This window comes from Bartonella sp. AS69XJJH, assembly GCF_042195585.1.
Classification (GTDB): Bacteria; Pseudomonadota; Alphaproteobacteria; order Rhizobiales; family Rhizobiaceae; genus Bartonella.
Genome location: NZ_JBHIOO010000012.1, coordinates 1 through 26,443 on the forward strand (window position 1 = coordinate 1; position 26,443 = coordinate 26,443).

Consider the following 26,443-nt stretch of genomic DNA (forward strand, 5'->3'; position numbering starts at 1 on the left):
TTCCATGTTTTATCTCCTTGAATATGCTGGAGATACAATGTCTTTTTGCCAATTATGTTCCAAAAGGGATAAAGAGCAGATAAAAAGGAATAGGAAAAATATAAAGTTAAGATCGAGATCATCATGGCAAGGCATTTTCTTTTTAAACTCTTGTTTAAAGCGCGCTCATAGAGAGTTTTTGTTGATCATAAAAAGGGGCGTGGAAACGACAACGCTCGCTATTAGGCTTTATACGTTCGTTATAATATGGATGCTTTTTTGTTTATATTCTTTCATAAATTTGAATTTTTGTCTCATGATAATGTCTTGGTCGATAAACATGTGATAAGCGTTACGAATGGGAATATATTTATGTTTCATAAATAAAAGCACATTTTATATAGAGAGCCCTTTCTTTGTGTTTTCGCTATTGTATTTTTTTGACAAATGCTTTTCTTTTTGATTGTATCAAAAAGTTTAAAGAGAGACCTTGTTAGGATATAAAATGTTTTGTTCAACTTTTTTTAAAAATCGTGAAATCTATGGACCACTTTGTATTGGTTTTGATCCGAGCCATAAAGTTTTGCAATCATGGAATTTAAGCTGTGATTATAAAGGTCTAAAAGATTTTTGCGATATCCTCTTAACAGCGGTTGTGGGTAAAGTGGGGATGATAAAGCCTCAAGCAGCATTTTTTGAGCTATATGGAGTGGAAGGGCTTCAAATTCTCAAAGAACTTATTGAAAATGCGCAGGCACAAGGTTTGTTGGTTCTCGTTGATACGAAAAGAGGGGATATTGGCTCTACTGCTGAGGCTTATGGTAAAGCTTGGCTGGGTCCAAGTAGTGCGTTCAAAGCTGATGCCATAACTGTCAATCCCTTTTTAGGATTTGATGCTCTTATTCCTCTGATAAAAGTTGCAGAAGAAACAGGAGCAGGGGTTTTTGTGGTTGTTCAGTCTTCTAATCCAGAGGGGAAACAAATACGAAATGCGCTTATTGGTGATCAAACGGTTTCTGCTCATTTGGCGCAGCGTATTTTTGAATATAATAGCCAATCTTCAAGTCAATATCATTATATTGGTCCTATTGGGGCAGTGATTGGAGCGACATTGGGATCTGAATCAAAAGATACAATCGAGCAGTTAAAAAATAGTCTGTTTCTCGTTCCTGGCATTGGGGCTCAAGGGGGAACAATAACACAATTGACTCAGCAGTTTCCACAAAGACTTTGGCAGAATGTTATTCCCTCTGTATCACGCTCTATTACAGATGCTGGACGAAATAGTGTTGATTTAAAAAATGTTATCAATCATTTTGTAGAACAAGCGCAAAGCACACTGATATCTTGAGGATTTTTGCATCTGTAATCAATCTGAAAAGTTCTGAGAAAGAAGGCTTTTTAGGAGGGGGCTTCCAGTTTATCCAGAATCAGCAGTTGCTTTGTGATTTCTTTCAAAAAGCACGGATGTCTTTTCATTGAATGTTAAGCGGGCATTTCATGTTGAGCAAGAGGCTATGCTCTTATTGAAAGTGCAAATATTTTCAGCAGATTGCCTTAAGGATAAAGGTTTACATCTTTTAAAAGCAAAAGCTTATGCATATTGTTACCAGTTTCCAGTTGATAAAGTTATTGCAGCGTTTGTTTCTATAAGATAGACAAACATTATCTGTGAATACATATTGTTGTTAGAGAAAAACATGTCATCAAAACAAGAAAAAACCAAAGCCCGTTTACCCCGTGGTTTTGTTGATCGTACAAGTGCACAGTTGTATGCCGCTGAAACTATGATTGCGCAAATTCGTGAAGTTTATGAACTTTACGGCTTCGAAGCATTGGAAACACCGATTTTTGAATATACGGATGTGTTGGGCAAGTTTTTACCGGATGAAGATCGTCCCAATGCGGGCGTTTTTTCCCTACAAGATGATGATGAGCAATGGATGTCTTTGCGCTATGATCTAACGGCGCCTCTTGCTCGTTATTTTGCTGAGAATTTTGAAACGTTACCAAAGCCTTATCGCAGTTATCGTCTTGGCTTTGTTTTTCGCAATGAAAAACCAGGTCCAGGGCGGTTTCGGCAATTTATGCAGTTTGATGCGGATATTGTTGGAACACCAACCGTTGCAGCTGATGCCGAAATTTGTATGATGGCAGCGGATAGTTTGGAAAAATTAGGCATTCACCAGCATGATTATGCCATTCGCTTGAATAACCGAAAAATTCTGGAAAGTGTTTTAGAGTTGATTGGTTTGGGGGAAAGGGAGCAGATTGAAAGACGCTTAACTGTTCTTCGGGCAATGGATAAACTGGATAAATTTGGTCCTGAAGGCGTGCGTTTGCTCTTGAGCAAGGGGCGTTTGGATGAAAGTGGTGACTTTACAAAAGGGGCAGAGCTTAAGGATAAAGAGATTGAGTGTATTCTTTCCTTACTGACTGTAAACGCGAAAACGGCAGAAGAAACGCTTGAGGCTCTCAGACAAGTCGTTGGTCAGAGTGCTCAGGGGCTTGAAGGCGTTCGCGAGCTTGAAGAAATGCAAGCAATTTTTGTCGCTAATGGTTATCACAATCGTATCAAGATTGACCCTTCGGTGGTTCGTGGACTGGATTATTATACGGGACCTGTTTTTGAGGCGGCATTGCTTTTTGATGTTCTCAATGATGATGGGCAAAAAGTTGTTTTTGGTTCTGTTGGTGGTGGGGGGCGCTATGACGGATTGGTGGCACGCTTTCGTGGTGAAAATATTCCGGCAACAGGTTTTTCAATCGGGGTTTCGCGTTTGATTGCTGCTTTGCAAAATCTTGGAAAGTTGCCTATGAAGGAGATAACAGGACCCGTTGTGGTGCTGATGATGGATAAAGAGCCAGAGGCAGTTGCGCGCTATCAAAAAATGGTGATGCAGTTGCGTGATGCGGGAATTCGTGCTGAGCTCTATTTGGGGGCATCGGGGATAAAAGCACAGATGAAATATGCAGATCGACGTCAAGCGCCTTGTGTGGTGATCCAAGGCTCACAAGAACGTGAGAGTGGAAAAATACAGATTAAAGATTTGATTGAAGGGGCGCGTTTATCTCATGAGATCAAAGATAATCAAACATGGCGTGAAAGTCGACCAGCACAAGTGACGGTTGATGAAGAGAATTTGGTTCAAACAGTACAAGATATTTTAGCAGTCCAAAAACGATAATGATAAAAGGTTTATAGAAGCGATAGCTTGAAGTATTCTGGAAATTTGAGATTCAATTTTTAAAATCTGTACTTTTCTTGTTTAGGCGGACTTACGTATGCGTTTAAAATCGCGTTTTTTGAGCTGGTATGGCATAAAAGAGAATTTTTTTAAGAGGTAAATAAGCTCCATTTACTAAAAACGTGTCCTTCTGAGGATGCGATGATAACATCTTGGTGAACAAAAAAATTGAGGAACTCAAGAGGTTTAGGGAATACTTTCCCAAAAGTTTATAAAAATATTGACAGTTCATATTGGCTTCATCTTTGAATTCTCATCTATGAGCATCAAATTCTTTGATGTTCTCTTCTTGGACATTACAAAATCTAGCATTATTGCAAAAGAAGGGAGAACGAGAGCGTTTTATCCTAAAAGACTTTTTAAGCTTCAAAAAACAATGGAATGACTTAAATCGAACAATTTTTTACAGGAGCATGGTGGGATGAATTGTAAGCTGCCATAATGGTAACTGACTGATAATGTGCATTATTTCAATAAAATCAATTCTTTAATGGAGAAATGAAAATGGCCCAATATGATTTTACCGTGCTCTATGAACGAAATCCCTTTATTCTTGAAAGACCTGAGAATATTGGAAAATCATTTAAACTCCCTCCTTCAAACTTCGGATTTGAAAATCTTCCGCAAATTACCTTTTCAGGAGCGTCCGATAGCCGGCGTATGATTTTTGGGCTATCATTTAGTGGTATGAAAGCATTTTTGGTGATGTTGTGGCAAGTAGGGAAAATGTCAGATGAAGATGATGTGGATTTATGGTTTGATCAGATAACATTGGATCATGATATTCTTGAGGAATTTTTGACTTGCGATCTTTCAATTCAAGAACCAGAATATCTTGATTTTGAAAGTTTTAAAGAAGGTATCAAAGAATTAGAAACAAATAAAATTGTAGCGAAGGGGACAAAAAAAGATTGTTATTTCATTAATCCAGATATTTTTGGTCTTCCTGAATGTGATGAAGATTTTGAGTTCGATGAAGAGGAAGAGATAGAAGAGGAAGAAATGAAAACACATTTTATGGTAGAATATCCCAATAAACGCCTTCTTTAATCGTTTCTCTCTTAGAGAAAAATAAAAGCTTAGAATAAATGGCTATGAGAACAGCAATGAGTCCGTTTATGGTATGTGGATTGGAATGTTTGCGGGTTTTGTTTTGATTTAATATTCTTCATGAACGGTTTTTTATGCAGAGCAGTTTTTATGCCATATTCGCTTCTTTTTATGAGATATAGGGTAATTTGAACTGTGCGCCTCTTCAAACAAATGTTTGATCTGTATTTTCTTTCTTGATGCTATTGTAAACTTTGCAGTAATGATGTTCATAGCTCTTGTATTTTAGAGCATTTACGAGACGCATGTTTATTCATTTATTCATATGCCAATCTCACTTACTAATGAGCGAGAAAATAGTTTTAAGGGATTCAATATAAGAATGGATAAAATAAAACAATCTTATGATATTCGGCTCCTCTCATTCAATATGCAAAATGATAAATTATCCTTATAAATCAAATTATTGTTTGACATAAAGTTTTTTTCAATATGAGAAATTTACATTGTTCTTGCATATTTCATCGATACGTTAGCTCTTGATGTTTCTGAGAGAGTTTTTGCATGAATTTGCACATTTCGCAATTGCATTCTCATTTTTTGATCGTGTGCAACAGTTTTTAGCTTTTTATTCTTTTAGCACGATGATTGGTTTGGATTTTTTTTACTGGAAATTTTCCAAGCTTTTGCAAAGTCGTTAAAACGTGAAATATTTATTGAAAAAATTATTGCTGGAATATTTTTTCACTGAAAAAGCACAATCAACTTATAGTGTTCGCCTTGACAAATAGATGTTGCAAAAAATAAACGACACAAATTTCCGGAGGAGGAAGGTTTGTGTCGTAAAATTTTGTTTAAATGGATAATTTTTGGGCTGGATTAGCTTTTCAAGGCTTTTAAAACATTTTGTGGTGAAGAAACTTCATAAGGATCTGTTGCACAATTATCTGAAAAACCTGCTTCTTCAAACCATTTCTCAACCACACCATCATTAATAACGGCAGCATAGCGCCATGATCGCATGCCGAAACCAACATTGTCTTTTGCAACTAGCATACCCATTTTGCGTGTGAATTCACCAGAGCCATCGGGAATTAATTTCACGTTTTTGATATTTTGTGTTTTTCCCCAAGCATTCATGACAAAAGCATCATTGACGGAAAGGCAATAAATTTCATCAATACCAGCTTGTTTAAATTCATCATAGAGTTTTTCAAAGTCAGGCAGCTGAAAGGTTGAACAAGTAGGGGTAAATGCTCCAGGAAGAGAAAAAAGAATAACACGTTTTCCTTTAAAGTAAGCATCGCTGTTAACTTCTTGCCACCGATAAGGATTGTTTCCATCTATTGATTCATCGCGTACGCGTGTGTGGAATGTTACATTGGGAACTGTTTTTTTCATCATCTTGATGCTCCTGTATTCTTTTACAAAAATTTTGTTTTAAAACAGCCTTCGTCTTTAAAAACATATGGCAAAAAGCGTTTTAAATAAAAGGGCTTCTTTAAAAATTCTGACTTCTAACGAGTGTGCAAATATTTCACACTTCCGTCAAGTAGAATTAATGGTCGACTTTGGATACTCTTCACCTTAAAATTAAAGGAAAGAATATAAAGGTATGACCATGACCATAAAGACAGTTTTAACCACGGCTTTTGAGGGGCAAAAACCGGGAACGTCTGGTTTGCGCAAAAAAGTGTCTGTTTTTCAGCAACCCCATTATGTAGAAAACTTTATACAGTCTCTTTTTGATAACATTGGGCCTCTTGAAGGAAAAATGTTGATTCTTGGGGGGGATGGTCGCACTTTTAATCGCACTCTTCTTCAGATTGTGTTGAAGATGGCGGCGGCGCATGGTGTTTCTTGTGTTAAAATGGGAAGGGGGGGTATTCTTTCTACACCTGCTGTTTCGCATCTTATTCGTAAAACTCATGCCCATGGTGGACTTATTCTTTCTGCAAGCCATAATCCTGGTGGTCCAGAGGGAGACTGTGGTATTAAATACAATGTTTCCAATGGTGGACCCGCTCCTAATTCTTTATGTGATGCTATTTTTGCAACATCGCAACGTCTTTCCTTTTATAAAATTCTTGAAGCACCAGATATTGATTTAGATAGGCAAGGTACGATCTTTATGGGAGCTATGCGGATTGATATTATTGATCCTGTCGCTGATTATGTTGCTTTGATGCAGGAGCTTTTTGATTTTGACTGTATTGCCAATGCCGTTGCTCGAGGTCTTACTTTACGGTTTGATGCCATGCATGCGGTAACAGGGCCGTATGCTCATGAAATTTTTGAAAAATGCTTAGGATTTTCTGAAGGGACGGTGGTTAATGGTATTCCCTTGCCAGATTTTGGAGGTGGTCATCCAGATCCAAATTTGGTTTATGCCAAGGCTCTTTATGATTTATTGATGTCAGAGCAAGGACCAGATCTTGGCGCAGCCTCTGATGGTGATGGAGATCGTAACCTCATTATTGGTCGTGGGCAATTTGTCTCGCCTTCGGATTCTTTGGCTATTATGGCTGAACATGCACACCTCATTAAAGGATATCGAAAAGGTGTTGTGGGGATAGCGCGTTCTATGCCGACGGGGCGTGCTGCTGATCTGGTTGCGGAAAAACACGGATTAAACTTTTTTGAAACGCCAACGGGATGGAAGTTTTTTGGAACTCTTTTAGATGCTGGGAAAATAACCTTTTGTGGTGAAGAAAGCTTTGGAACTGGCTCTCATCATATCCGCGAAAAAGATGGTTTATGGGCTGTCTTATTTTGGTTAAATCTTTTAGCGGTAACAGAAAAAACTGTCGCACAAATTGTTCAACAGCATTGGTACACCTATGGGCGTTTTTACACGTTACGGCATGATTATGAAGAAGTCGAAGCAGATAAAGCTTTGGCATTAATAGAACATTTGCGGGAGAACTTACCACATGCAGGAACTGAAATTGCTGGCTTTTTCGTCAAAAAAGCAGATGATTTTACATATCATGATCCTGTTGATCAGAGCGTTAGCACGCGGCAAGGTATCCGTATTTTTTTCGAGAATGGAGCACGGTTGGTGGTCCGTTTATCGGGAACAGGGACGTGTGGTGCTACTTTACGACTTTATTTTGAACAATATGAAAGTGATCCGCGCAAACACAATTTTAATCCGCAAGAAGTTCTCCAACCTTTGCAACAGGTGGCACTAAAACTATTAAACATACAACAAGCATTGGGACGAGATCGCCCTGATATTATCACCTAAGATCATTGGAATGTTTTTTGTAAAGCTATGATGATTGATCACATGGGGTATGATTTTAGGGGCGTGATTTCTTTGCTATAAGAGAGAGCCTCCATTTTCAAGCTCGCTTTGTTTTTTCCTCTTTCTTTTACATGTCAATTGAATTCCTAAAACTTCTGGTTTCTTAAAACCGAATGCTGTAGGTAATTATAATCAGGCATAATCGGGGAATTTATGTCCAATGATTTCTAATGGTTTGATAGCAATGTTTGTTTAATAGGGGGATATTCCTCATGCAAAAAAAATACGATCATTGTTGCACCTTTCATATGGTTGTTTTAAAGAAGGCGTCTTTCTCAAAACACTAAAAACGCATCTTATGCGTGTTGCTTTTGAAAGGGATAAGCGGACATCCCATTGAGCAGCACCATTTTTACGCTTATGAGAGAGTAGGTCGGCATCATCATTCACTTTGCCCGCTTTCAATGTTGGCTCTTATATTTGAGAGTATTTAGTATTTTGAATAATCGTTTTACACGGCTCTTCTTATTTGTAACATGCAAGTAAAAGGCTTTGGTTTATTCAATGTAAAAGGGGTTGAGAGAATCTCATCTTATTTATTGGCTCTCATTCAATATACAAAATCATTAACTATGATTATAAAGCAGTCTGTTCTCTAACATTATGACTGTTATCTTTACTTAAATAAAAGGTTAAGTTGAGGGCATCGTTTGCTTGTTTCTCAGTTTTTAGCTCTTTGAGAGCGTTTTATTCAGAGATGTTCCTTTTCTAATTGTTTTTATCCATTCGTTAATTGCATTGGTGATTTGTAAGAAAATGATTTTGATTCATTTATGAGAGAGAATGAAGTGAGTAAATTTTATGATATGCAGGGGGCTTATTTAAGTTATATAATGATCAATCATTTTTATAAACCCATGTATGGTATGTGATGATAGCATTCATGAACACAGTTGGCAGATGAGGGTTGAAACAAAGAGAAATGTTTTTCTAAAATATGGACAATAAGCACTTCTTGCTTTATGACCAGTCATAATGAACGATTTTTCTTTTAAAAGGGGAATTTATGACCCAATATCCCAAATGTCCTCGTTGTGATTGTCTTTATACTTATGAAGATGGTGAAAATTTTGTGTGTCCTGAGTGCGCACATGAATGGCCACAAAAAAACGATGATACGGTTCTTTCCGATACTGTTTATGATGCCAATGGTCAGATTTTAACAAACGGAGATACCGTTATGGTGATAAAAGATCTGAAGGTAAAAGGCGCTTCATCTGTTTTAAAAGGTGGTACTAAGGTAAAGAATATTCGTTTGGTGGATGGGGATCATAATATTGATTGCAAAATTCCAGGAATTGGTCAGACGAGTTTAAAGTCGGAGTTTGTGAAAAAAGTTTAAGCCTTTATCCTCTTGCAATTGTTTTTGCATTTCCTTGGTTTCTATTTTTACATTCTTCTCTAATTGGGCATATTTTCCTCCAATGGCTTCTTTTCTTTTAATATGCGGTTATGGGTGAAGTTGGATGTTGAATTGCATGCAATAGTAAAAGTATGCGCTTTATGAGAAGAACTATGCGGTAAAGTAGATAAACTTATTCTTGCTGAATTAAAGAAATATTCTCATTTTTTTATCAGATAATTTCTCAAATAACTATAATAGATTTGGCTTCAATGTATTTATTTTTTATGGGTAGTTACACCGTTTGCATCATGTTTATGGAAATGAGATTGAAAATGATAGAGGGGGAATTCTTGATTTTAAGAATGGAAAAAGGAAGCTATGATCTTGATAAGGTCGTATTGCCATGCATTTTCCAGCTATTAGAACAGCCTCTTATAAAAGTATGCATGAGAGCTATTAAAATAGTTTTTATTATTATCCAGTTTGTGCTGTGTAAGCGGATGGTTTTTATTGATGCAATAAAAACAGAATTGAAATAAGAAGAATGTCAGAATTCTCATTGCAAGTTGCAAAATGTGATCTGTGTCGATTAACTGCTACAAGAAGTATTTTGCGTGATTTATCGTTGGAAGCACTGAGAAAGATAGAGCAAATGGACACTTTAATCTTACAATGTTTTCCTTTTTTGGGTTTTCTTTTTCTGTAACGGGTCGTGTTAATTGCGTGACAAGATTATGAAACAAAATAAATTTAAAGTGCACATCCATGCCTTGTACTTCTGTGTATGTAAATTGGTTTGTTGAAACAACTTATGCTTCTTAAAGGGGGCTTTGAAACCTTTTTAAGGCATATGTGGAGGTGAACGGTGAGTGAAGGTATCATTATTAGACAGATTTTTTAACAGTACTGTATTTTTATGGCTGCATAGCTTACTTCTAAAATTTCAGGAATAAAATGACGTAAGATTTTTGCACTCCATGTTTGAGCGCTGTTGAAGAGGGGCAAGCGGTGTGGTTATTTTATCTATTGAGGTCAATATTTATTGTGGCATGGCTTCAACGCCTAAAACTTCAGGGATAAAATGGCGTAAAAGATTTTCAATACCATGTTTGAGGGTTGCCGTTGAAGAGGGGCATCCAGCGCAGGAGCCCCGCATATTGAGATAAACAATACCATTTTCAAATCCGCGAAAAGTAATGTCTCCACCATCATTGGCAACGGCTGGGCGGATCCGCGTTTCAAGCAGCTCTTTAATGGTTAAGACAATATCAGCATCTTTTTCGTCATAAAATTCTTCGTTAAGGGCATGGGTTTGTGCTTGTGTTGTAGCGTTGGTGGTAATTACTGGCTCATTGGATAGAAAATGTTCCATGATTGTGCCTAAAATGATGGGTTTGAGATGTTGCCATTCCCCTTCTTTTTTGCTTACGGTGATAAAATCATAGCCTAAAAAAACACCATTGATATTAGGAATATTAAACAGTTTAGCCGCCAAAGGTGAGTTTTTAGCTGCTTCTTCAGGGTCACGAAATTCTAATACGCCTTCAGAAAGAACCACGCGTCCTGGCAGAAATTTAAGTGTTGCAGGGTTTGGTGTGGTTTCAGTTTGAATAAACATAGACTCTCCTTTTATAATGAAGGATTAGGAAGATCTTACATTGTAGAATATTATATTTTTTAGGCAATAGATCTAATATCTTCATCGGCAAGATTGCTAGGAATAACAATGACAGGAATTGAAAAAGCTGTCCCTTTATTTCCGATTAATTGAACAAGGGGTCCTGGTCCTTCTGTATGTCCACTGGCTGCTAAAACAATGAGTGCAATCCTTTTATCTTCGTCGATCAGTTTGGAAATCTCATCAATTTTTTTTCCTTCACGCACCACTATTTCTGTTTCAAGCGCATGGGTGGTGCGGACTTCACTGGCAATGCCACCTAATATTTTATGAGCACTTTGCGTTGATTCTGTGCGCATAACGTTGTTTACACCCAGAAAGTGTTGAAATTCCACACTATCAACGACACAAAGTAACACCAATGTTCTATTGGTATTTTGGGCATGCTGTGCGGCAAACACAACGGCACGCCGACACTCTGGTGTTTCATCAATAATGACTAAGTTCTTTTTCTTGGGTTCTTTTTTCGGATTTTTGGGTTTGGAAATCATGCACTTTCTCTATTTTGTACAAACAATTTTTTTGCTCTCTACAGTTTTTAGTTTTATTATTTTTTATGTATCGTGCAAAAATCCAATAATTTCACGAATTTTTTTCATATTTTCTTCTGCGAGCATACTAGCACGTTTAGCGCCATCATGCAAAACAGAGTCGATATAATCACTTTCTTGATGCAGTCGACGTAATTCTTCTGTTATAGGGGCAAGCTTATGGACAGCAAGGTCGGCTAGAGCTGTTTTAAAATGCGAAAATTGTTGACCAGAAAATTCTAAAAGAATCTTTTCTTTGCTGACGTTAGCAAAGGCGGCATAAATACCAAGAAGGTTATCCACTTCTGGTCGTTCTTTTAAAGCGGTCAGGGTATCGGGAAGAGGAGCCGAATCCGTTTTGGCTTTGCGTATTTTTTTTGCGATAAGATCAGCATCATCGGTCAAATTAATGCGTGAAAAATCTGAAGGATCTGATTTTGACATTTTTTTCGTCCCATCGCGCAAAGACATAACGCGTGTCGCTGTTGTTCCAATAAGCGCCTCTGGGAGGGGAAAAAAGCCTTGTCTTTTTTCTTCATCCGTTTGCATAGAGATACCAAAATTTAATTCGGCAATACGTTGTGCATAGTCGTTGTTAAATTTTTGTGCAATATCGCGTGTAAGTTCAACATGCTGTTTTTGATCTTCGCCTACTGGAACATGCGTTGCACGATAGACTAAAATATCAGCGGCCATCAAAGTGGGATAGGCAAAAAGTCCTAGGGATGCTTTTTCGCGATCTTTACCTGCTTTATCTTTAAATTGTGTCATGCGTTGAAGCCAGCCGATACGGGCAACACAATTAAAAATCCAGGCGAGTTCAGCATGTTGAAAAACACGTGATTGGTTAAAAATAATGTGTTTTTGAGGATCAATACCGGAGGCTAAAAAGGCGGCTGTCACTGTTCTGGTGGATTCGCGCAAAGTAAGGGGATCAGGGTTGACTGTGAGCGCATGCATATCCACAACACAATAGAGGCAGTGATGAGAGTTTTGCAGTTCAACCCAACGCTGAATGGCTCCAAGATAATTGCCAAGATGTAAATGACCACTCGGTTGTACGCCGGAAAAGACAAGTGGTGTGAAGGTATCCATAGGAGTGCTCTTTCCTCAATTAAAGTTATTCGTTTTATTGTTTTTGACAAAGTATGATACTATGAGTGTTTTTTCAAATTTTTAAGCGTGTGAAAAAAGGAACGAGTGTTGAATAAAAAATAGGCACTAAAATAGATCAAGTATATGCCAAGCATGATCCCAGCTAAGGTGCTGGCGCGCAAGAAAAAGGATGCTTGTGAGGATAAAGGAAAAGACAAAAACTCAAAAGCATTCAATCCATAATAGAGGGCTAGTGCACTCAAAAGGGTTGCCATCATGAGACATAATATTCGCTTTATCAGTTGGACGTCGTATTTCCAATAACCGCGTTTGATAAGGACACCCCAAAGCAACAGGGTGTTGACCCATCCAGAGGTAATTTCAGCAATAACAATGCCTCGTGCCGAAAAAGAAGGAAATAATGTTAAGGCGAGACTGATATTGATGAAAACGCAAACACCTGTAAAAATCATCGGTGTTTTGGTATCTTCATGGGCAAAAAAATTAGGAATAAAGACCTTAATAAGAACAAAAGCTGGAAGTCCTAGTCCATAAAGTTCCAGTAATTGTGCAACATGGTGTGTTGATTGACTGGTAAATTGTCCTCGCTCAAAGAGCAAACTGACAATGGGAGTGGAGAGCAGCAAAAAAGCGATGGATGCTGGAAGTGTTAACAATAGCGTTAATTCAATAGAGCGGTTTTGTAAATGGTGGGTTTCTTCATGCTTTTTGCTTCGCAAAGCGCGTGTTAATTCTGGTAAAAGAACGGTTGCAACGGCAATGGCGATTACGCCTAGAGGCAATTGATAAAGACGATCAGCGTACATCAAAGAAGAGACAGCACCCGATTGACTAGAAGCAATGTTGGTATTAATGAGCAAATTAATTTGTGTGATGCCGCCCGTTATGGCCGCTGGGAATGCTAAAGTTAATAGCTTGCGAACATTAGGTGTTAAGTTGGGACGGCGGAAGAAAATTTTCATGCCACTTTGACGCAAAGCAAGGGCAATTAAGGTGAGTTGAAGAAGCCCTGCAGCCAATACACCCCAAGAGAGATTTAAGCCGATATGCCAAGCGTCAAGTTTATAGATCCAAGCATAGGCAAGCACACCAATCAGTATAATATTTAAAAAGAGTGGGGCAATGGCGGCAATAAAATAGCGTCGCAGAGCATTAAGCATGCCCCCCATCATGGCAGCAAGCGACATACAGGTTAAATAGGGAAACATGATCGCAGTAAAGTGAATTGTAGCGTTAAACTTTGTTGCATCTTCGGTAAAACCTGGGGCAATAATGGTTCGTACCAAAAAAGGCATACTCAGTTCCATCGCAATCGTTAACAGTAAGAGCAGCGAAAAGAGAACGCCAAAGACTTCTTCTGCAAATTTGCATGCCGTTTCTTGACCATCTTCAGTGATTTTTTTTGCAAAAAGAGGAATGAAAGCAGCGTTAAAGGCACCTTCAGCAAAAAAACGACGAAATGTGTTGGGAAAACGAAAAGCAGCGTTAAAGGCATCAGAAACAGGACCGGTCCCTAGGGCTGCTGCCATAAGCATTTCGCGTACGAAGCCAAAAATACGGCTCATAAGGGTTCCGGAAGCAACTGTTGCAATTTTTTTTATCAATGTCATAAAGATATATCGGTTTTGTTGTAAAAGAGGAGCGATGATAGGAGAAATAAACCGTTTTAAATCGTAAAAATCTGATCTGTATCCCAATCAAGGATACTTTTTGTAAGCGCGTTTTACGACGGTGTCTATCTTTCTGTCAACAATGGTGTTTAAAGACTTTTTTATGCTCCTTGTTTACTGTTGCATTACAATTTTTATTAGTTGCCATAAAATAATTAAAATTTCTTTTTCAAACTGAAATATGGGAGCGATATCATAACAGTTTGAAGGGACATATGGGGATCTATAATGATAATTTCTCTTTATGGTGTGATGTTGTGAATAGTGCAACCCAATACCGTTCTGTTTTACGTGAGGGGCGTGACCCTATTAAAGAACGCAAATAAAATAAAAGCGTGAAGCAATGTGCAATATTCATTATTTATCCATTATTTAAAAGACAGTGCTTTGAGATGTTTTTAAAAGCCGTAAGGCTGAGCTAAAAGGTGATGGCAAAGCTCGTGATTTGTTTTTACCTTTACGGCTTTATATTCTCCAAAAATTAAGATATTCCCCAAATTAGGTTGCTTTCCGTTTTAGAGATTACATAAATAAGAAAATAGGAAGATATAATCTTTCAACAGCGCTTTGTCTGTTTTTAGCACGACAAGTAATGAAAGTGATTAATTATCATTTTCAAAAATGATTGATCCTTTCATTTTTTTTGTTTGGGTTTCTATTCACTGTTGATGAGGATAAAATCTGAGAAAATAAGATAAATCTGCTCTCTCATGGTTTCTATTCACAGTTGAGGTGCAACTCATTTGCCGATGAAGGCAGGCGGGTAAAGGCTATCATTTTTACCAGAGAGGGAAAAAAGTTAAAGTTTATGAACCCTTTAGATATTCATTGCCATTGCTTTTGTGGGCTTTGTTTTGTGAGGTTGAATATTTTCTTGTCTTTTAGAACTCTGATTGATGTTTTCTGTCATTTTTTGCACTTTAATTGCCTCTTGATCAAGAGTGTAGGAACATTTTTTTTCATTATTTTTCTTTATAGATTGATGCTGGTTTGGTGCTAAGTGCTCATCGAGTTTATGGTTATAAAAACACATGGGTTGTATATGCTCTCCTATCTCTTTTATCTGCTTAACTATTTCCATAATCTCTTTTGCTTTAACGGTTGATGTGCCAAGACTCTTCGCAAGTCTTTCAGGATTATTTTCTTTTATAGCTTCATGCTCGCTTGAGGATAAGCGCTCATTGATTTTTTTGATATAAGTTCTTATCTCCCCCCTTAATTCAGGAGAGTTTGATAAAGTTTCTTGCTGTTGTGCTTTTGACAGGGAAAAGAGATTTGTCATCCAAGCCTTAGGCATTTCTACCGACTGTTCACACCGCCTTTGTTTTACATGATGGGTATGGAGAATGTCTCTTTCTGTTTGTTTAAAAATATTGATATAGCGGTCAATGGTTCTACAGAGGGGAAAAATATTTTCTTCAGCATGGGCGCGCGCGTTGTTTTTTATGCCAAATACATTGCTACCAGAAAGCTTAGAAATAGATTGCGGAGAGGTGGCAATTTGATAGGTGAGCTGTTCTCCTTCAGTATGATTTTCATGGATCATCTCAATTCTTTCCCGCAAAATATGACGATTACCATAAATGATTTGGCACAAAGTTTCGATTTCTTTTCTTCTTGCTTGAATGGAAGCGTTGTTTTTTATCTTTGTGGCAATTTCATTGTTGGTAAGGGGGGCTATTGTTTCTGCGGGGATAAGCACTTCTTGCTGATTTTGAACTTTTGGTGCTGTAAAGGAGAGTGCATCACCGATTTTTAATGTCTGTATTTGCTCTGGGGTGAGATCTTTTTTATTTCCCAAGATAAAAATCCCGTTGGCATCAAGCATGAAGCCATTGGTCCCACTGCCTCTGTAGAAGCCTTTATAGGTATGCCCTTCTTTCGCTGTTATAATAAGATGATGATGAATATTTTCAAATCCAAGATGTTTCATATTGTCCATGAATTCTTTTAAAATAAGTATTTTTTCTGGATTTGAGATATCCTCAAGCAGATGTTTCATCTCTTCCTTATCGTTATGTTTTAGCGATGCAATGCTGGCAAGATTCATGCGTTTTTCTGTTACAAGAGAAAAGTCGAGTGGGTGGCCTGCAATTTGCCCAAGTTTTTCAAAAAACATTCGTTGCGTGCGCCCATTACCTTCTCTAAAGGGGTGCGTATAGTTGAGCTGTATCAACATTTCAGTGACATATTCAACAAATGTTTCGCGGGTTAAGCCTTTTAAGCTATTCGTTTCAGCAAGTATTTTATCTAAATTTTCTAGTCCCTCTTGTATTTGTTGTGCTGAGGCAAAAGAAATACCGGCTTTTTTCATCATTGGCATATAAGCAACGGTACCATCTTCAAATGTAAATGGTTTTTCGCGTGTTTGTCCGGCCCATTCAAAAGTATTTTTAAATAGGGTGTGATGAATATATTGGAGATATGCGGAGGTTAGTTTTTGTGGTGGGGCTTCTTGGCGTAGATGAATGATTGCTTTTGTTGTATCATGGGCACACTGCTCTTTTAATTTTTTATAGTCTTTTATCCCATATTTATTTTTTAAGGTGATACTATTAGGGCAAAAGAAATTACGGTACATTGTCTTATTTTCTTCGGCTTCAGGCGATGAGGATAATTTCTCCTGTAAGGTGAGAGGGACGGTGTTCGTTTTTTTTGTACCAGTGTCCCAGTATGCCATTGCTTTTTTTGGGGGCTGTTTTGTTCTTTCTTGATGATCAGAGCGTTTTTCCTTTGTCATTTGGACAGATATTGGGTTATTTGTCGCTGTATTGCTGGTCTGTAAAATGTTTTTTGGGAAATCTTTTTGCATTTGCCTCATGGAGGAAGCAGATTGAGCCATTGGTTTGGTCTTTTGTTCTTGTTCTTGCAAACTTTGGGGCATAACTTCAATGCTGTCATGTAAAGCATGAGGGGCAATCCATGGTGAAAAATGGGCTTTTTTCTTTGTTTGAATGGATGCGGTATCTTTTCTCTTTTCAGTTATTTCAGCGTTTGTGAGAACAGCTCTTTTTTTTTCTGGAAGAAATGTTTTTTGCTGGGTTTTTTCTGAGTTTTGAGCTTTTGGTGCTGTAAAGGAGAGGGCGTCACCGATTTTTAATGTTTGTATTTGCTCTGGGGTGAGATCTCTTTTATTTCCCAAGATGAAAATCCCATTGGCATCAAGCATGAAGCCATTGGGACCACTGCCTCTATAGGTACCATGATAGGTTTCTCCTTCTTTTGCGACGACAGCAAGATGATAATTTTTCTCACCCAATCCAAGCTCTCTCATAGAGTTGGTGAATTCTTGTAAAATGAGCAATTTTTCTGGATTTGAGATATCCTCAAGCAGATGCTTCATAGGTTCTGGATCGCTATGTTCCATGGCAGCAGTGCGGACAAAGTCTTTACGTTTTTTGCTTACAAGAGAAAAGTCTAGCTTATATCCTGCTGCTTGAGAGAGTTTTTCAACAAACAGTCTCTTTGTGCGCCTATTGCCCTCTCTGAAAGGATGCAAGTGGTGCAAATCTATCATTATTCCAGCGGCTTGTTCAACAAATTCTTCGCGAGTTAAGCCTTGTAAATTATTTTTTTCAGCAAGCGTTTTATCTAACTTTTCTAGTCCCTCCTGTATTTTTCTGCCAATCGCAAAAGGTTTTGTAAATTCTTTTCTTTTCAAAATGGGCATAGAAGCAACAGTGCCATCTTCAAATGTAAAAGGTGCTTGGCGGGTTTGTCCGGCCCATTCAAATGCACGGGAAAAGAGGCGTTGATGAAGATATTTTAGATAGGAGGAATTAAACTGCTCTGGTGGTGGCTCTTGGCACAGTTTTATCATTTCTTTTTTTACATCATCACAACATCGTTCCTTTAATATTTCTTTATCTTTAATGCGGTATTTATTTTTAAGCACTTTGCTATTGGGGTAGAAAAAATTTTGCGCTTCTTCATTGATTTGCTTTGAAATGGCTGCACTAATTGCAGGGTGTTGTTCTTGCAATTCTTCCTGTGTGGAAGAGGCACAATGCTTAGTGTTTTCTTTCATGTATATTTCCTTTCAAGGGTTAACATTATTTTTTGAAAGCTTTTTTACATTTTTTGCCTTTTATTATTTTCATAACGTTTTCTTCAAAGAAGAATGCCCATTTGAATGATTGAAAAAATTGACCTTATTTGCATGGAGCCAAGTTAAGGTTTGTAACTTTTTGAAGTATTATCGTAAAATTTTATCAATGAATTCTGTAAAATAATGAGGTGTCTTATTCAAAGTTTGCTGTATTTCATACACCGTCTTTGATGCAATCTTGGCAAGATAATTGCATCAAAGTTTTGTATGAAAAGCTAACGATTAGGAGACTGATCACGACAAAGCCATTGCTTTTGATGTTTCGGCTCTGCGCGGTCGAATATGTGACTGGTCTTCCTCTTGATGCCGCTTTGCTGTTGAGCGTTCAGGTAACTTTGGCGGTTGCGACAAGCTTTGCTGCTTTTGTAATTTTTTATCGGGATCGTTAAGCGGTTGATGATGTTTTTGTTGCTCTTCCTGATGGTTTTGCACTATAGTTTCTCTTAACTGTTTTACAATTTCAGCATAATCCTTAATGGCGGTACAAAGGGTAGGAAGATTTTCTTCAGCAGCTTTGCGTGCTCCGTTTTTTATACCAAGGACTTGCCTACCAGCAAGCGGCGCAAAAGATGTAGAATCCTTTTCAATTTGAAATACAAGCTCTTCTCCCATACTTGGAATTTTTTGCATATCTTCTAATCTATATTGCAAAACAAATGGATCATTATAAACAATTTGGCACCAATATTGGACCTCTCTTTGACCATATTGAACCGATGGATCTTGTTGAACTCTGCGGGCAATTTCCTGATTTGAGAGAGGCTTTATTTTCTTTTCTGAATTGAGCGGATTTTGCAAACGTTGATTTAAGGGCTCTTTCTCTTGTGTTTGTCGCTGGTGTTGTTGCTCTGTGTAAGAATCTTGTGAAATGTTTTCACTTTTTGTATATTTTGAAGTATACACATAACCATTAATGGCAGCACATAGGGTAGGAAGAGTTTCTTCAGCTTGTTTGCGCGCATGATTTTTTATGCCAAGAACTTTTCTACCAGCAAGCTTAGAAATAGACTTAGGCTGTTCTGTAACATCCCATAAGAGCTGTTCTCCCATATCGGGGTTTTCTTTGATTGCTTCTATTCTTTCATTCAAAATAAGCCGGTCGCCATAAACCTTTTCGGACAAAAAGCGTATTTCTTCTTGATAGGCTACGAGCAATAGCTCTCTTTCCATTGTATTAATAGATGTCTTTTGTCCGTGAGACGGTTTTGGTTGTTCAATTGCTGTGTGTGGAGAGGCAGGTTTTTGGACGACAGTATCGCTTTGTTTTCTGTTTTCCATACGGTGCGGTTTTCGTGAAGGAGGTATCGCATATGTTCCACTGTCTTGTGATGATGAACTGCTTTGTTGTCTGACTTTTATATGTGAGGGTGTTTTGGGTCTAACACTTGGGTCGTGTGTTTCCGGATTTTGGATTTTTGCACCGTTTTGCACTCTGTCTCTCATGCGTGGGGGAGGGGGCGGAGCCACTTTTGTCTGTAGGGAGGGGGACTCTTGAACTGTTTGTTTGTTTTGTTGTCTATCTTTTGCACGTGGTGGTCTTTGTGGAGCCACTTTTGTATGCGGAGAGGAGTGTTCTTGGATTTTTGTGCTGGTTTGCACTCTGTCTCTCATGCGTGGAGGCGTTTGCACAGTAGGCGTTGCATAGAGGTGTTCTCCTTCTTGAGCGACTGTTTTGTCTTGCTCTCTATCTTTTGCACGTGGTGGTCTTTGTGGAGCCACTTTTGTATGCGGAGAGGAGCTTTCTTGGTTTTTTGTGCTGTGTTGTAGATTTTCTCGTGTACGTGGTGGTTTGGGCGGAGCTACTTTTGTCTGTAGAGAAGGTGTCTCTTGGGTTTCAGGCTTTTGGATTTTTACATCGATTGGTGTTTTTTCTTTCATGCGTGGGGGGGGCGGTGGCGCAACCTTTGGGGGGGGTGACAAATTTTCTGGGCGTTTTTGTACAGTTGGTTTTGGTAAACTTTGAGAAACTTGGGGAGGGGGTGTTCTGGTGGGGGATTGTTCTGTCTGTTGTTGAAATTTTTCCATCATTTCACTGATAAAAGGGGAGGGGGTTCTTTTTTTCATGCATGTTCCTTTCAAACTCTTCCAATATTGTTTTTAAATATTATTTAAAAATGTACATTGGTGTTTATTTTTTATGCTTTTTTATTCGATCTTTACGAGAGCGGATATGAAGCTGGATGGTCTTGCACGATTTGACTCTCTTGGTTCAGATCATAATCATTTTCATTCTCTAAAGACTGTTTTCTCCAGTGTTTTGGGTAAAGGACGAGAAAATGAATTTTGTTTCAATTTTCTCTCTTTCTTGGCGCAAACATCTCTGTCCTCGTGTTGCGCCAAGAGATTGGATACGCCATGAAAACTTATGTCTGTTTAGCTGGCAAAAGCCATTGCTTTTGGCGCGGCAGTTTTGCGAGGACGAAAATCTGTTTCTCTTTGTTGTCCAAGGGGTGTTGTTCCTTCATGCGTTACTGTTGAAGAGTCAAGGCGTTGAGCAGACTGTGAGATGCTTTGTTGTTGCTGCAAGTTTTGCGCTCTCTCAGAAGATGCTTCATGGCGTTCTTGTTTTGTCTGCTGAGTTCTTGAAATTTTTTCTCTGACCTGTGTGACAGCTGTTGCATAGTTGTCAGCGGCGTCAATGAGGTGAGAAAGACCCGCTTCAGCATGTCTGCGCGCTTGATTTCTAAAGCCACAAAAACTGACACCAGCGTACTTGTGAAAAGATTGAGGATTTTCGACAAGTTGCTGTGCGAGTGCTTCTATTGTTTCAGGGTTTTGGAAAAGTGTTTCCACTTGTGATTGCAAAATGTTTGCGTTACCAAAAACAACTTTGCACCAATATTGGATTTGAGCATGGTGTCTTTTGACTTTTGAATGTTGTTGAATTTGGGTGAAAATTTCTGTCTCTGAAAGAGTTTGTTTTTCTCTTTGAGAATGAGCCGGTTTTTGTAGAAGTTCAGCGACGGCCGTCTTTCCCATTAAACGTTCATAGTTTTTGAGTTCTTGCTCTGGAGATTGTAAGAGGCTCTCTTTTGCTTGTTTTACAGCTTCTGTGTAACAATCAATGGTGACACTGAGAGCGGAATAACTCTCTTCTGCTTGTCTGCGTGTTTGATTTTTGATGCCCAACATGCTGGTGCCGGAAAGTTTCGCGATACTTTCAGGATGGGCTGCCATGCGCCATGAGAGTTCTTCTCCTGCAGCAGGATTTCTTTGAATTTCCTGCATTTTTTCTTGTAAAATGTCGGGATTGCCATAGGCATTTGCAGATAAACGTTGAATTTCTTCTTGATAGGTTTGAACCAATGAATGGTGTGGAAGCAATAGAATGATTTCTTCCTCTGAGAGAACTCTTGTTGCCCTTTGGGTAACTTGTGAAGTAACTATTGTGTGTGTCGTTTCAGGTTGTTGCTGCCTTTTGGTAGAACCGCTTCTTGTGAGAGGCGTTGTTGCATTTGTTGATGCATGTACAGTTTCTTCTCTTAAAAGAGAGAGTCTTTCCTCATCTTTTTCCGGTATCGTTGATAGTCTTTTGCGTTTGCTTTTTGAAGACGTTTCTTTAGGGAGAGGGGCTCTGCCTGAGACCTCTGCTGCTGCTTTTTCATAGAGCTCTATAAGTTCTTGTATTGAAGGAGATGGAAAAGGGTGAGGGTGATCTTTTTTCATGCATGTTTCCTTTCAAGAATTGTTTTAGAAAACCTCTTTGGTGCACACTCTCGCCCTTTATGCTTTTATGGTTTTTATAAGAAGATATTAAAATTGAGTGGTCTCCAAAGATCTACGCTATTTATGATCATCGTAATGGAGCTTTGTGTCTTTTATACAGTTTTTTTGTGAAATTTTATCAATAAGTTATAGTCAATTACTGAATCCATTTTTAGGACTCTTTTTTGTAACATCTTAAAACAATTTTTGGCGCAACCGTAATGAAACGATTTGCGCCAAGAAACTCACTGAAAAAGAGATTAAACGAAAAATAACAACTATCGTCTTTATACTTATATCCCCTTACATGGCATAAGCCATACCGTGTCTTTGTCGTTGTGGGCTGTGCTCTGGACTCTCCTGGTTTTGTCCTCTTGCGTGATGATGACGATGATGAGCTCTTTCAGCTTGCTGAGAATTTTCTTGATGGCGTCTTTGCTCCGCTTGAGGGGTTTGCAAGAGCCTCTCCTTTGCTTCTGTTACAGCCTTTGTATAACCATCAAGAGCATCAACGAGTGGTTTAAAACCTTCTTCAGCTGCTTTGCGTGCTTGATTTTTTAAGCCAAGTGCTTGGCGGCCAGCGAGTTTATGTATAGATTCAGGATTTTCAGCAAGTTGATCTGAAAGCTCTTTTCCTTTACGGGGATCTGTAAGTATTCCTTGCAAATGCGTCTGGAAAATATTGTCATTGCCATAAACGACCTTACCCCAGTGCACGATCTCTTCTGCATATGCTTGGACATGTGGATTTTTTAAAAGTATGACAGTTATTTGCTCAGATGTGAGGGAAGATGAAGCTCTTCCTCTTTGTTGTGGAGCAACCTCTGTATAGTCTGTTTCAGGATCTTCTTTCCTTTGATGATGGTGTCTACCTCTTGAAGCAGCAGCGCTGCTCACGGATGCGTATGTAACTTCAGCTTCGCGTTTTGGGGGAGCAACCTCTGTATAGTCTGTTTCAGGATCTTCTCTCCTTTGATGATGGTGTCTACTTCTTGAAGCAGTAGTGCTGCTCACAGATGCATATAGAACTTCTTCTTCTGGGGTTGGTGTGCGCTGGTTTCCTCTGTTTGGTTTATTAACTGTTGCATAGAGGGCTTCTGGATTTGCAGAAGGGTGTGGATGATGTTTTTTCATGCATGTTTCCTTTCAATATTTTTAGAAAACCTCTTTGGTGCATTCCCCACTTTTAGTTTTGATAACTTTTGTACAAAGGAAGATATCCAACTGAATGACCTCCAAAGATTTCGCGCTATTCAGGGTCAATGTAACGGACATTTGTGTCTTTTATACAGTTTTTTTATGAAATTTTATCAATAAGTTACAATAAATTACAGGGTCCACTTTTAGAACTATTTTTTGTAATATTTTAAAACAACTCTTGGCGCAATCGTAATGAAACGATTTGCGCCAAGAAATTCAATGAAAAAGAAATTCAATGAAAAAGAAAAATTTATGTACTTTTATGGGGGCTCACTTACATGGCAAAAGCCATTCCTTTTTCGCCATGTCTTTGTCGTTGTGGGCTGTGTTCTGGACTATTTTGTTCTTGCCCTCTTGTGTGATGATGACGATGATGGTGGTGATGTCTGTGTTCTGGGTCTCTTTCTGGACCTTCGTGTTTTTGACCTCTTTCATGTTCATGTGTAAATTGTTTATGGAGCTTTTGGGTGTTATGTATATGTCTCTCAAGAGCTGAGTAAAGGTGGGTAAACTCCTCTTCAGCTTCTCTGCGGCTTGGAGATTTTACACCAAGTATTTTGTGACCTGCAAGCTTACCAGCGCTTTGAGGATTTACTGTAAGGTCCCATAAGACGTTCTCTCCTTCTCGAGGATCGTCAAGAATTTTAGCCAATTGTTGATTCAAAGCATGCTCGTTACCATAAACAACTTTGCATCGCTCTTGGATTTCTCTTACACCATATTGAAAGCTTGTATTTTGTAAAAGCTTTGTTGTAACAACATCTTTTGCGGTTCTGGGAGGGGAGATTTTGCCTCCGCCAACGCCTTGATATATGGGATTTTCTAGTTGTTCAGACTCTTGCCCGCCTTCAGCCCCCATGCCAACCGTTGCATAGACAGATTCGAGTGATTTTTGGGGAGAGAGACCACCACTTTCACCAAATTCAAGCTCTGCATAGAGATGTTCTGGTTCATGGGAAGAATGCCTACCCTGTGCACCTCCACCAACTGTGTCGTAGGGGGACGTTTGCCAACCTTGCGCCTCCAGATCCGTTACTGCATAGGGATCTACGAGTTTGTCGGTGCGTCGCCCATCACTTGGTATTCCACCAAGTCTGTCATAGGGATTTCCTAGTGGTCTTTGGGGAGCATAGATTGTTTCTTCTGGTTGTTGAAGTGTATATTGAGGTGAGTTGCGCTGTTCTTTGGGAGGTTTATTAACCTTTGCATAGAGCTCTTCTACACCAGAAGCTCCTAGGTTTTGTTGGTCAAGTGGCTTTTTGGGAGCATAGATTGTTTCTTCTGGTTGTTGAAGCGTATATTGCTGTGGGTTGCGCTGTTCTTTGGGTGGTTTATTAACCTTTGCATAGAGCTCTTCTACATTAGGAGTTCCTAGATTTTGTTGGTCAAGTGGCTTTTTGGGAGCATGGACCGTTTCTGGTGGTTGTTGAAGTGTGTATTGAGGTGGGGTGCGCTGTTCTTTGGGTGGTTTATTAACCTTTGCGTAGAGGTCTTCTACATTAGGAGCTCCTAGGTTTTGTTGGTCGACTTGTCGATTTGGTCCCTCTACATTGGTAGAAGCGGTTGGGTGACTTTTTTTCATGGCTGTTTCCTTTCAATATTTTTAGAAAACCTCTTTGGCTTTGGCGCATTCCCCACTTTTTGATAACTTCAAGACACAAGGAAGATATCGAATTGAATGACCTCCAAAGATTTCGCGCTATTCACATTGACATATAGTAGATATTTATGTCTTTTATACAGTTTTTTTATGAAATATTATCAATAAGTTATAGTAAATTACAGGATTCATTTTTATGACTGTTTTTTGTAACATTTTAAAACAATTGGTGAGCGCAATGGAGGTAAAATGATTTGCGCCAAGAGTCTGCTGGAAGGCAAAAGTTCACGCGTTTTTAGCCGGTGAGAGCAAGCGATGAAGAGCGACTAACTTTCAAGCTGCGGGCTTGACATTGTACTTCTTGGGTGTTCTTTACAGTATTCGCAATTTCTTTTGCTTTGCTTTCCGATGTTCCAAGGAGGCAAGCTAGTCTGGCATAATCTTTTTCTTGTATGGCTTTACGATCTTCTGAGGAGAGACGATTGTGTAGTTGGCGCGAAAAGTGATGGAGTTCTTGTCGCAGTGAATGAGAATGCAATAAAGCTTCCTTTTGTTGTTCTCTTGGTAAGGCAAACAGGTTTTGTAAATTTTTTTTAGGTGTTTCGACAGTGTGGCTCAGACGATTTTGTTCTCTTTGATGTTGCTCTAAAATTTCTTCTTTTGTTTGTTGTGTTATTATGGCATAATTTTTAAGGGCTTGGCTGAGTTGTGGAGCAGTTTGTTCTGCTTGTCTGCGATTTGGACTTTTCATGCCAAGTATTTTTCTTCCTGAAAGTTTAGAAATGGATTGAGGGTTTTGTAAAATCTCATCGGCAAACTGATTTCCTAAGCTTGGATCTGCCGTTAAGATATCCATTTTTGTCTTTAAGGCGCGGGCTTTACCATAAACGAGTTTTGATAAATTTTCGATTTGTTTTCGGCATGCTTCAACATAAGGATCATTTAAAGTTCTCGTGAATAACTCCTCATGGGTGAGAGGTGCTAATGTCTCTTTTGGGATCAGTGTTTCTTTTAAGCTTTGAACGTTGGTTTTTTGAAAGCAGAGGCGGGCACCGTTTTGTAATGTTTTGACGCGTTCTGGGGGGAGATCATCTTTGTGGCCAACGACGAAAGCACCTTCTACTTCCATAACAAAACCTTCTGCTGAAAAACCTCTAAAGATGCCGTCATAGGGGATCCCTTCTTTTGCGGCAACAACAATACGATTGTTAATTTCATCCAGTCCAGCATTTCTCATTTGGGAGATGAATTCTTTTAAAACAAGAGACTTTTGCGGATGCGTGATATCTTCAAAAAGATCTTTCATCGGTTGGGGATTGCTATATTGCATGGCCTCAATACAAGCTGCTGTCATGCGCCCTTTTGTGATGAAAGAAAAGTCAATGGTATGTCCTGCTGCTTGTCCAAGTTTTTCCATAAACATTCGATTTACGCGCCCATTCCCTTTTCTGAAAGGATGTGCGTGCTCGAGCGCCATAAAAACTTCAGCGGCATTTCCAGCAAATTCTTGGCGCGATAAACCTCTTAAATTGTTCTTCTCATTAAGTGTTTTTTCGAGTTGTTTTAGCTCTTTTTTTATTTGTGGACCAACAGCAAAAGGAACTTCATAACCTTTGGGACGCATCGCCGGCATATGGGCAGAGGTGCCGTCTTCAAATGTAAAGAATGTATCGCGGGTTTGTCCTGCCCATTCAAAAGTTTTGTGGAAGAGGCTCCAGTGGATTAATTTTAAATAACTGGAATCAAATTTTTGTGGAAGTGGTTCATGGCGAAAATTGACGGCTTCTCTGGCGGTATCATGGGCACAGCGCTCATACAGTTTTTTGGGGTCTTTTATGCCATATTTATTTTTAAGTGTTAGGGTACCTTTATATAGATAATTTTGCTCTAACATATAATCTCTC

16 protein-coding genes and 1 pseudogene are annotated in these 26,443 nt (G+C 38.7%); 6 read left to right on the forward strand and 11 right to left on the reverse strand.

Features of this window, described 5'->3' with window-relative positions; translation table 11 throughout:
- The first annotated feature begins 484 nt into the window (after positions 1-484).
- The 3 genes from pyrF to ACFIK6_RS06515 all read left to right on the forward strand — a co-directional run bounded on the left by pyrF (position 485) and on the right by ACFIK6_RS06515 (position 4,277).
- Positions 485-1,330 (forward strand): orotidine-5'-phosphate decarboxylase, encoded by an 846-nt coding sequence (gene pyrF / locus ACFIK6_RS06505; RefSeq protein ID WP_375642277.1) that lies wholly within the window; start codon positions 485-487, stop codon positions 1,328-1,330.
- Between the two features lie 349 nt (positions 1,331-1,679).
- Positions 1,680-3,167, forward strand: a complete 1,488-nt coding sequence (gene hisS / locus ACFIK6_RS06510; protein WP_375677476.1) for a histidine--tRNA ligase — start codon at positions 1,680-1,682, stop codon at positions 3,165-3,167.
- Positions 3,168-3,731: 564 nt separating this feature from the next.
- Positions 3,732-4,277, forward strand: coding sequence for a replication protein (locus ACFIK6_RS06515; protein WP_273790937.1), 546 nt, complete (start codon positions 3,732-3,734; stop codon positions 4,275-4,277).
- An 879-nt stretch (positions 4,278-5,156) separates the two neighbouring features.
- Here ACFIK6_RS06515 and ACFIK6_RS06520 read toward each other — a convergent pair.
- Positions 5,157-5,681 carry a peroxiredoxin gene (locus tag ACFIK6_RS06520; protein WP_375642279.1) on the reverse strand — a complete coding sequence of 175 codons (525 nt, stop codon included), beginning with the start codon at positions 5,679-5,681 and terminating at the stop codon, positions 5,157-5,159.
- 217 nt (positions 5,682-5,898) lie between these two features.
- Between ACFIK6_RS06520 and ACFIK6_RS06525 the strand changes: the two genes are divergently transcribed.
- Both ACFIK6_RS06525 and ACFIK6_RS06530 read left to right on the forward strand, forming a co-directional pair.
- On the forward strand, positions 5,899-7,527 hold the full coding sequence (locus ACFIK6_RS06525; RefSeq protein ID WP_375642280.1) for an alpha-D-glucose phosphate-specific phosphoglucomutase: 1,629 nt from the start codon (positions 5,899-5,901) through the stop codon (positions 7,525-7,527).
- A 1,066-nt stretch (positions 7,528-8,593) separates the two neighbouring features.
- Positions 8,594-8,929 carry a zinc ribbon domain-containing protein YjdM gene (locus tag ACFIK6_RS06530; protein WP_375642281.1) on the forward strand — a complete coding sequence of 112 codons (336 nt, stop codon included), beginning with the start codon at positions 8,594-8,596 and terminating at the stop codon, positions 8,927-8,929.
- 1,042 nt (positions 8,930-9,971) lie between these two features.
- Here the strand turns inward: ACFIK6_RS06530 and ACFIK6_RS06535 are convergent.
- From ACFIK6_RS06535 to murJ, 4 genes are all read right to left on the reverse strand, one after another.
- Positions 9,972-10,550, reverse strand: a complete 579-nt coding sequence (locus tag ACFIK6_RS06535) for a NifU family protein (RefSeq protein ID WP_375642282.1) — start codon at positions 10,548-10,550, stop codon at positions 9,972-9,974.
- Between the two features lie 59 nt (positions 10,551-10,609).
- Positions 10,610-11,101 carry a universal stress protein gene (locus ACFIK6_RS06540; protein ID WP_375642283.1) on the reverse strand — a complete coding sequence of 164 codons (492 nt, stop codon included), beginning with the start codon at positions 11,099-11,101 and terminating at the stop codon, positions 10,610-10,612.
- A 63-nt stretch (positions 11,102-11,164) separates the two neighbouring features.
- Positions 11,165-12,235 carry a tryptophan--tRNA ligase gene (gene trpS / locus ACFIK6_RS06545; protein ID WP_375642284.1) on the reverse strand — a complete coding sequence of 357 codons (1,071 nt, stop codon included), beginning with the start codon at positions 12,233-12,235 and terminating at the stop codon, positions 11,165-11,167.
- Positions 12,236-12,294: 59 nt separating this feature from the next.
- Positions 12,295-13,866: a murein biosynthesis integral membrane protein MurJ gene (gene murJ, locus ACFIK6_RS06550; protein WP_375642308.1), complete on the reverse strand. Its 1,572-nt coding sequence runs from the start codon at positions 13,864-13,866 to the stop codon at positions 12,295-12,297.
- Positions 13,867-14,192: 326 nt separating this feature from the next.
- Between murJ and ACFIK6_RS06555 the strand changes: the two are divergent.
- Positions 14,193-14,422 (forward strand): annotated as a pseudogene (locus ACFIK6_RS06555) (integrase); the annotation flags it as partial.
- Positions 14,423-14,743: 321 nt separating this feature from the next.
- On the opposite strand, the gene ACFIK6_RS06560 reads toward ACFIK6_RS06555, so the two are convergent.
- The 6 genes from ACFIK6_RS06560 to ACFIK6_RS06585 all read right to left on the reverse strand — a co-directional run bounded on the left by ACFIK6_RS06560 (position 14,744) and on the right by ACFIK6_RS06585 (position 26,433).
- Entirely contained in the window at positions 14,744-17,953 is a 3,210-nt protein-coding gene (locus ACFIK6_RS06560) for a BID domain-containing T4SS effector (protein WP_375677477.1), read from the reverse strand.
- A 315-nt stretch (positions 17,954-18,268) separates the two neighbouring features.
- Entirely contained in the window at positions 18,269-20,098 is a 1,830-nt protein-coding gene (locus ACFIK6_RS06565; protein WP_375677478.1) for a BID domain-containing T4SS effector, read from the reverse strand.
- Between the two features lie 309 nt (positions 20,099-20,407).
- Entirely contained in the window at positions 20,408-21,700 is a 1,293-nt protein-coding gene (locus ACFIK6_RS06570) for a BID domain-containing T4SS effector (protein ID WP_375642287.1), read from the reverse strand.
- A gap of 342 nt (positions 21,701-22,042) precedes the next feature.
- Positions 22,043-22,873, reverse strand: a complete 831-nt coding sequence (locus ACFIK6_RS06575; RefSeq protein WP_375677479.1) for a BID domain-containing T4SS effector — start codon at positions 22,871-22,873, stop codon at positions 22,043-22,045.
- 340 nt (positions 22,874-23,213) lie between these two features.
- Complete coding sequence (locus ACFIK6_RS06580; protein ID WP_375657026.1) at positions 23,214-24,521, reverse strand: BID domain-containing T4SS effector; 1,308 nt, start codon at positions 24,519-24,521, stop codon at positions 23,214-23,216.
- A gap of 313 nt (positions 24,522-24,834) precedes the next feature.
- The gene (locus ACFIK6_RS06585) at positions 24,835-26,433 is read right to left on the reverse strand and encodes a BID domain-containing T4SS effector (RefSeq protein WP_375642309.1); all 1,599 of its coding nucleotides are present in this window, start codon (positions 26,431-26,433) and stop codon (positions 24,835-24,837) included.
- Positions 26,434-26,443 lie beyond the last annotated feature (10 nt).

Coding starts and splice junctions, on each gene's coding strand:
- ACFIK6_RS06520 (WP_375642279.1), bottom strand. CDS start 5,681: ATGATGAAAAAAACAGTTCCCAATGTAACATTCCACACACGCGTACGC.
- ACFIK6_RS06530 (WP_375642281.1), top strand. CDS start 8,594: ATGACCCAATATCCCAAATGTCCTCGTTGTGATTGTCTTTATACTTAT.
- trpS (WP_375642284.1), bottom strand. CDS start 12,235: ATGGATACCTTCACACCACTTGTCTTTTCCGGCGTACAACCGAGTGGT.
- ACFIK6_RS06565 (WP_375677478.1), bottom strand. CDS start 20,098: ATGAAAAAAAGAACCCCCTCCCCTTTTATCAGTGAAATGATGGAAAAA.
- ACFIK6_RS06525 (WP_375642280.1), top strand. CDS start 5,899: ATGACCATAAAGACAGTTTTAACCACGGCTTTTGAGGGGCAAAAACCG.
- ACFIK6_RS06570 (WP_375642287.1), bottom strand. CDS start 21,700: ATGAAAAAAGATCACCCTCACCCTTTTCCATCTCCTTCAATACAAGAA.
- ACFIK6_RS06515 (WP_273790937.1), top strand. CDS start 3,732: ATGGCCCAATATGATTTTACCGTGCTCTATGAACGAAATCCCTTTATT.
- ACFIK6_RS06575 (WP_375677479.1), bottom strand. CDS start 22,873: ATGAAAAAACATCATCCACACCCTTCTGCAAATCCAGAAGCCCTCTAT.
- ACFIK6_RS06560 (WP_375677477.1), bottom strand. CDS start 17,953: ATGAAAGAAAACACTAAGCATTGTGCCTCTTCCACACAGGAAGAATTG.
- ACFIK6_RS06580 (WP_375657026.1), bottom strand. CDS start 24,521: ATGAAAAAAAGTCACCCAACCGCTTCTACCAATGTAGAGGGACCAAAT.
- ACFIK6_RS06540 (WP_375642283.1), bottom strand. CDS start 11,101: ATGATTTCCAAACCCAAAAATCCGAAAAAAGAACCCAAGAAAAAGAAC.
- ACFIK6_RS06585 (WP_375642309.1), bottom strand. CDS start 26,433: ATGTTAGAGCAAAATTATCTATATAAAGGTACCCTAACACTTAAAAAT.
- ACFIK6_RS06535 (WP_375642282.1), bottom strand. CDS start 10,550: ATGTTTATTCAAACTGAAACCACACCAAACCCTGCAACACTTAAATTT.
- hisS (WP_375677476.1), top strand. CDS start 1,680: ATGTCATCAAAACAAGAAAAAACCAAAGCCCGTTTACCCCGTGGTTTT.
- murJ (WP_375642308.1), bottom strand. CDS start 13,866: ATGACATTGATAAAAAAAATTGCAACAGTTGCTTCCGGAACCCTTATG.
- pyrF (WP_375642277.1), top strand. CDS start 485: ATGTTTTGTTCAACTTTTTTTAAAAATCGTGAAATCTATGGACCACTT.